Consider the following 6969-nt stretch of genomic DNA (forward strand, 5'->3'; position numbering starts at 1 on the left):
CCGGCAACCTCATGAAACCACCGGAATTTCGAGGCTGCCGGCCAGCGGCCGGCACTACCGCAATCTGTGGTGGGTGCCGACCGTTGGTCGGCACGCCTACTTGCCGTCGCTTTCCGCGTCGGCCTCGAACAGGTGCATCAGGTCGTTGCGTGCATCGCGCGAGGTCTGGATCACCGCAGCCTCGTCGTCGTACACCAGGTACTGGTCGCGCAGCAGCTGCTCGTCGTGCTCACGGAAGCGCTGCACGTGGCGTTCAGCCACTTCAGGTGCAACACCCAATGCAGTCAGCACGCGCCCGCTCATTTCCAGGCTGGTGCCGAACACTTCGCGGAACGGCTCAGCCGACATGTCCATCAGGCGCCACGCATGTTGGCGGTTGCGTGCGCGCGCCAGCACCTTCGCGTCCGGGTACAACCGGCGCACCATGCGCACCGCGCGCAGGTTGGTCTCCGGGTCGTCCACGGTGATCACGAACACATCGATGTGCTCGCCGCCGGCCGCGCGCAGCATCTCCGGCCGGGTCGGGTCGCCGTAGTACAGCTGGTTGCCGAAGCGGCGCAGGTCGGCCACGGTATCGGGGTTCGCTTCCAGTGCCACGAACGGCACCTTCTGCGCGGTCAGCAGGCGCGCGATGACCTGGCCGAAGCGGCCCATGCCGGCAATCAGCACCTTCGGCCGGTTGTCCGGCGCCACCTTGTCGGCCTCGGCTGCCTCGCGCGGCGTTGCCTTCTCCTGGCCGAGCAGCTTGAGCAGCGCGATCATCAGCAGTGGCGTGATCGCCATCGACAGGCCGACGATCGCCACCAGGCGGTCATGGTTGGCGTTGCCCAGCAGGTGCGCGCGCTGCGCTTCGTTGAACACCACGAAGGCGAACTCGCCGCCCAGCCACAGCACGCTGCCCAGTAGCAGCGAGTGCCGTGAACTGAGCTTTGCGATGCGCCCGATCACGTACAGCAGGCTGAATTTGACCACCAGCAGGATCGCCACGCCGGCGGCGATCAGCCACGGCTCGGCAACGATGCGGTCGAGGTCGATGCCCATGCCCACCGCAATGAAGAACAGGCCCAGCAGCAGCCCCTTGAACGGCTCGATCTGCGCTTCCAGTTCGTGCCGGAACTCCGAATCGGACAGCAGCACGCCGGCCAGGAACGCGCCCAGGCTGGGGCTGAGGCCGGCCTCCTGCATGAACCAGGCGGTGCCCAGCACCACCAGCAGTGCGGTCGCGGTGAATACTTCCGGGCTGCGGGTACGCGCGATGATGCCGAACACCTTGCGCAGCACCGGTCGCCCGCACAGGATCACCACCGCCAGCGCGCCGAGGGCCACGGCGGCGTCTTCCCAGCGCAGGGTCTCGTTCTTTACCCCGCCCAGCAGCGGGATGGCCGCCAGCAGCGGAATCGCGATCAGGTCCTGGAACAGCAGGATGGCGAACCCGAGCCGGCCATGGTCGCTGTTGATCGCCTTGTGTTCTGACAGCAGCTGCAGGCCGACCGCGGTGGACGACAGCGCCAGTGCCACGCCCACCACCAGTGCGCTCTTCCATTGGAAATGGTCGAGCAGCAGCAGGCCGCCCAGCACCAGCCCGGACAGCGCCACCTGTGCCGCACCGGCACCAAACACCGAGCGCCGCATCACCTTCAGGCGGGCCGGCGACAGTTCCAGACCGATCACGAACAGCAGCATCACCACGCCGATCTCGGCGGCGCCGAGGATGCGGTCGGCGTCCTGCACAAAGCCCAGCCCGTCCGGGCCCAGCACCACACCGGCCGCCAGATAGCCCAGCACCGCGCCGAAGCCGAACTTCTTGAACACCGGCACGGCGATGACCGCCGCCAGCAGCAGCACCAGGGCCAGTTCCAGACCACCGCTATGCATGGGAATACCTGGTCATCGGAGAAGCCCGCGGTGCGTCCGTTCGGGTGGGGGAAGGGGAGGCGAGTGCCACCGCGTCATTATGCGCGCCGGCCTGTGTATGCACGAGCACAACCTGCCGGGCAGGCGCCCTGCGCAAGGCTGCCGGGTTGACCTGCATGGCCCACGGGTCCAGACTGCCCGCCGCTGGCGGCGCGTCCGTCGGCATACGCATCCCGGAGTCCCCAACCCATGTCCAGCGACAGTAGAAGTCGACCTTGTTCGACGCCAGCGATGGCCACCGCCTGACATCGGGACGGTTTGCCTGCGTTGGCGTTGCGCGAGGTCGCACCCCCACAAGGCAAAACCGATGAACCAGAAGCAATTGCTGCGCCCGGTGGCCGATGCCGCCGCACTGGCCGCACCGCTGGCGAACTACAACACCGCCGACGCGGTGGAATTCCTCAATACGCTGGAACTGACCCGCGCCGCGGAAACGCTGGCGGCGCTGCCGTTGCCGCGTGCAGTGAAGATGCTCGAAGCGCCGGAGCTGCACCGCAGTGGCGAACTGGTCGCCGCGCTGCCGCCGGCGCGGGCTGCGGCGCTGCTGGGCCTGATGGCCGATGACCGCGCCACCGACATCGTCCACGAGCTGGATGAGGAAGAACGCGCGCGGCTGATCCCGCTGCTGGGCACCGACGCCCGCCAGGCCATCCAGAAGCTGCTCAGCTACCCACCGAACACTGCCGGTGCGCTGATGACCACCGAGTATGTGGCGGTGCCTGCCAGCTGGACGGTGGCGCAGACCCTGCAGCACATCCGCCAGGTCGAGCGCACCCGCGAGACGGTGTACGCGATCTACGTGCTAGACCCAGCCAGCCAGCAGCTGCAGCAGGTAGTGACCATGCGCCGGCTGATCACCGGCCTGCCCGAGGAATCGATCCTGGACGTGGCCCAGGTCAATCCGCCGGTGACGGTGGATGCGCTGATGGACCAGGAGGAAGTGGCGCGGCTGATCCGCCGCCACGATCTGCTGGCGATTCCGGTGGTCGACGCGCAGCAGCAGATGCTTGGCATCGTCACCGTCGACGACGTGCTCGATGCGCTGATCGAAGAGTCCACCGAAGATGCGCACAAGTTCGGCGGCATGGAGGCACTGGACAAGCCGTACATGCAGATCGGCTTCTTCGAGATGCTGCGCAAGCGCGCCGGCTGGCTGAGCGTGCTGTTCCTGGGTGAGATGCTGACCGCCAGCGCGATGCAGCACTACGAGGACGAACTGGCACGCGCGGTGGTACTGACCCTGTTCATCCCGCTGATCATGAGCTCGGGCGGCAACTCCGGCTCGCAGGCTACCTCGCTGCTGATCCGCAGCCTGGCACTGCGCGAACTGCGCCTGCGTGACTGGTGGAAGGTGGCCCTGCGCGAAGTGCCCACCGGCATGGTGCTGGGCGCGATTCTCGGCTGCCTGGCCATCGTGCGCATCGTGATCTGGCAGCTGGGCGGCCTGCACGACTACGGCGAGCACTGGATCCTGCTGGCGATCACCATCGGCGCCGCGCTGGTCGGCATCGTCACCTTCGGCTCGCTGTCCGGCTCGATGCTGCCCTTCATCCTGAAACGGCTCGGCTTCGACCCGGCCAGCGCTTCGGCGCCGTTCGTGGCCACCCTGGTGGACGTGACCGGCCTGGTGATCTACTTCAGCATCGCCGCGATGATCCTGCACGGCACGCTGCTGTAAGCCGGAACCATCGTGCTCCGGTAGGTGCCGACCTTGGTCGGCATGCAGAACAAAAAGGGGACGGAGGGGATTAAGTCGTTTAAGGCACATGAGGCACAAACGACTTAATCCCCTCCGTCCCCTTTTTTGGGTACCGTAGGCGCATGAGTACCTACCACCTGCAGTCTGTGTTCCGTCCGCAGTCGGTCGCGGTGATCGGCGGCAGCCCGCGCGAGCGCTCGGCCGGGCGCGCGGTGATGCGCAACCTGCGCGGCACCGGCTTCCCCGGCAAGGTGGCGTGGATCAACCCGCGACACGCCGAGATCGATGGCATCCGCACGGTCAAGCGGTTGAAGGACCTGGACTGGGTGCCCGAGCTGGTGGTGATCACCGCACCGGCGGCGATCGTGCCGCAGGTGATACGCACCGCCGCCGAGCGCGGCGTGCAGGCCGCGATCATCCTCACCGCGCATCTGGGCGAAGGCCCGGGCTCGTTGTCGGAACAGGTGGAAACGGTGGCGCGCAAGCACGGCCTGCGCATCCTTGGCCCGCACTGCCTGGGCGTGATCGCACCGCATGCACGGCTCAATGCCAGCATCGCCGCACATTTTCCGCAGGCCGGCGATCTCGCGCTGGTCTCCGAATCCTCGGCGATTGCGGCGGCGCTGGTGGAATGGGGCGTGGCGCGCTCGGTCGGCTTCTCCGCCGTGGTCTCGCTGGGCGACACGATGGACGTCGACTTCGGCGACCTGCTCGACTACTTCGCCACCGACTACCGTACCCGCGCCATCCTGCTCTATGTCGAGCAGATCAAGGATGCGCGCAAGTTCATGTCGGCCGCGCGTGCCGCCGCGCGTGCCAAGCCGGTGGTGGTGGTGAAGTCCGGCCGTGCCGAGCGCGTGCAGCCGGGCAGCCGCGATACCCATGTGCAGGCCCTGGCCCGCGCCGATGATGTGTACGGTGCTGCCTTCAACCGCGCCGGCCTGCTGCGCGTGGGGGCGCTGGACGAGCTGTTCACCGCCGCCGAATCGCTGGGTCGGTTGGGGACGTTCCCCGGTCGCCGCCTGGCCATCCTCAGCAACGGTGGTGGTGTGGGTCGCCTTGCGGTGGACCAGCTGATCGCATTGCGTGGCACGCTGGCCAACCTGTCCGACAGCACCATCGAGAAACTCGACGCGGTGCTGCCGCAGGGCTGGTCGCGCAGCAATCCGGTCGACATCGTGGTCGACGCCGATGGTGATCGCTATGCCGCGGCCATCGAAGCGCTGCTGGCCGACAACGAGAATGACGCGGTGATGGTGGTGAACGTGCCGACCGCGTTCACCTCATCGGCGGACGCGGCGCAGGCGCTCACCCGCACACTCGGCCTGCGCCCGCGCCATCACCGCGACAAGCCGGTATTCGCGGTGTGGCTGGGCAACGACGACCAGGCCACGGCCACGCTCAACGCGGCACGCGTCCCGACCTACCCGACCGAGGCCGAAGCCGTACGTGGCTTCCAGCACCTGGTGCGCTACCGCGAAGCGCAGAACGCGTTGATGGAAACGCCGCCCAGCCTGCCGCAGGATTTCAGTGTCGACACGGCCGCCGCGCGCGCACTGGTCGATGCCGCGCTGGCCAACGGCCAGCAGTGGCTGGACCCGCTGGCCACCCATGAACTGCTCAAGGCCTATGGCATTCCGTCCGCGCCGGTGATGCATGCGCGCGATGCGCACGAAGCGATGGATCTGGCGCAGCCTCTGCTGGAGCGCGGTGCCACGGTCGCACTGAAGATTCTCTCGCCGGATATTCCGCACAAGTCGGAAGTGGATGGCGTGCGCCTCAACCTGGCCACGCTGCCGGCGGTGCAGAGCGCGGCCAACGCGATCCTGTCGCGCGCACGCCAGCTGCGGCCGGATGCACGCATTGATGGCCTGCTGGTACAGCCGACCATCGTCCGCCCGAAGGCGCGCGAACTGATCGTCGGCATCGCCGATGACGCGACGTTCGGTCCGGTGATCGTGGTCGGTCGCGGCGGCACTGCCGTCGAAGTGATCAACGACAAGGCACTGGCGCTGCCGCCGCTGGACCTGCGCCTGGCCCATGAGCTGATCGGCCAGACCCGCGCCTCGCGCATCCTCAAGGCTTACGGTGACGTGCCGGCGGCTGACGAGCGCGCACTGGCGCTGGCGCTGGTGAAGCTGGCACAACTGGCTGCCGATATCCCCGAAGTGCGCACGCTGGACATCAACCCGCTGCTGGTCGACGGCAAGGGCATCCTCGCCCTCGATGCCCGCGTAGCGGTGGCACCGTCGCGCATTCTGCACAAGGGCCGCGGCCATCCGCGTTTCTCTGTGTTCCCGTACCCGAAGGAGTGGGAGCGCACCATCGAGCTGTCCGATGGCGGCCGTGCCTTCGTGCGCCCGGTGCGGCCGGAGGACGACGCACTGTTCCGTGCGTTCTTCGCCCGCGTCAGTGACGAGGATCTGCGCCTGCGTTTCTTCCAGTCGGTGAAGCACTTCAGCCACGAGTTCATCGCGCGCCTGACCCAGCTCGATTACGCACGCTCGATCGCGCTGGTGGCGATCGAACCGCGCAGCGGCGAAATGCTGGGCGCGGTACGCCTGCACGCCGATGCCGATTACCACCGTGGCGAGTACGGCATCCTGATCCGTTCGGACCTGAAGGGCCACGGCATCGGCTGGCGGTTGATGGCGATCATGATCGAGTACGCCAAGTGGCTGGGCCTGGACGTGGTCGAAGGCCAGGTGCTGCGCGAGAACAGCACCATGCTGGCGATGTGCCAGAGCCTGGGCTTCAAGACCAGGCTGGATCCAGACGATCCGACGGTGATGATGGTGACCCTGCCGGTGCAGCAGGTCGAGGTGCCGGCACCGGACTTGTAGAGTCGAGCTTGCTCGACTGTCGCCATCGGGAAGCAGTCGAGCAAGCTCGACTCTACGGCCAGGTTAGCGGAGGGGCTCCACCACCACCGCCGTGCCATAGCACAGCACCTCGGTCAGCCCGGTCATCACATCGGTGGCGTCGTAGCGCATGCCGATGATGGCGTTGGCGCCCAGCTGCCGCGCGTGCTTGACCATGTCGCGGTAGGTTTCCTCGCGAGCCTGTTCGCACAGTTCGGTGTAGATGGTGATGTTGCCGCCGAAGATCGTCTGTATACCGCCGAGGAAATTGCCGACGATCGAGCGCGAGCGCACGGTGATGCCGCGGACCACACCCAGATTGCGCACGACGCGATGGCCGGGCAGCTCGAAGGCGGTGGTGACCAGCGCATCGTCGAAGCGCAGCGCGGGCGGGGAAGGGGAGCCGCTGTTGTAGGGGTCTGCCATGGTCGCGTCCGTGTCGTTGCTTTCTGTAGAGTCGAGCCATGCTCGACTGGCTGTGGCGCAGTCGAGCAT

General features: G+C 67.2%; 4 protein-coding genes. 2 read left to right on the top strand and 2 right to left on the bottom strand.

Annotated elements, in window-relative coordinates; translation table 11 throughout:
- Nucleotides 1-96: 96 nt before the first annotated feature.
- On the bottom strand, nt 97-1875 hold the full coding sequence (locus ABE423_RS20200) for a monovalent cation:proton antiporter-2 (CPA2) family protein (protein WP_049398672.1): 1779 nt from the start codon (nt 1873-1875) through the stop codon (nt 97-99).
- Nucleotides 1876-2221: 346 nt separating this feature from the next.
- On the opposite strand from ABE423_RS20200, the gene mgtE reads away from it, so the two are divergent.
- Both mgtE and ABE423_RS20210 read left to right on the top strand, forming a co-directional pair.
- Nucleotides 2222-3592 (top strand): magnesium transporter, encoded by a 1371-nt coding sequence (gene mgtE / locus ABE423_RS20205; protein WP_125893373.1) that lies wholly within the window; start codon nt 2222-2224, stop codon nt 3590-3592.
- 143 nt (nt 3593-3735) lie between these two features.
- On the top strand, nt 3736-6456 hold the full coding sequence (locus ABE423_RS20210) for a bifunctional acetate--CoA ligase family protein/GNAT family N-acetyltransferase (protein WP_180837875.1): 2721 nt from the start codon (nt 3736-3738) through the stop codon (nt 6454-6456).
- 63 nt (nt 6457-6519) lie between these two features.
- Here the strand turns inward: ABE423_RS20210 and ABE423_RS20215 are convergent, their stop codons facing one another.
- On the bottom strand, nt 6520-6900 hold the full coding sequence (locus ABE423_RS20215; protein ID WP_071228577.1) for a YbjQ family protein: 381 nt from the start codon (nt 6898-6900) through the stop codon (nt 6520-6522).
- Nucleotides 6901-6969: the final 69 nt, after the last annotated feature.

This window comes from Stenotrophomonas sp. TWI1409 (assembly GCF_039673015.1).
Lineage (GTDB): Bacteria > Pseudomonadota > Gammaproteobacteria > Xanthomonadales > Xanthomonadaceae > Stenotrophomonas > Stenotrophomonas maltophilia_A.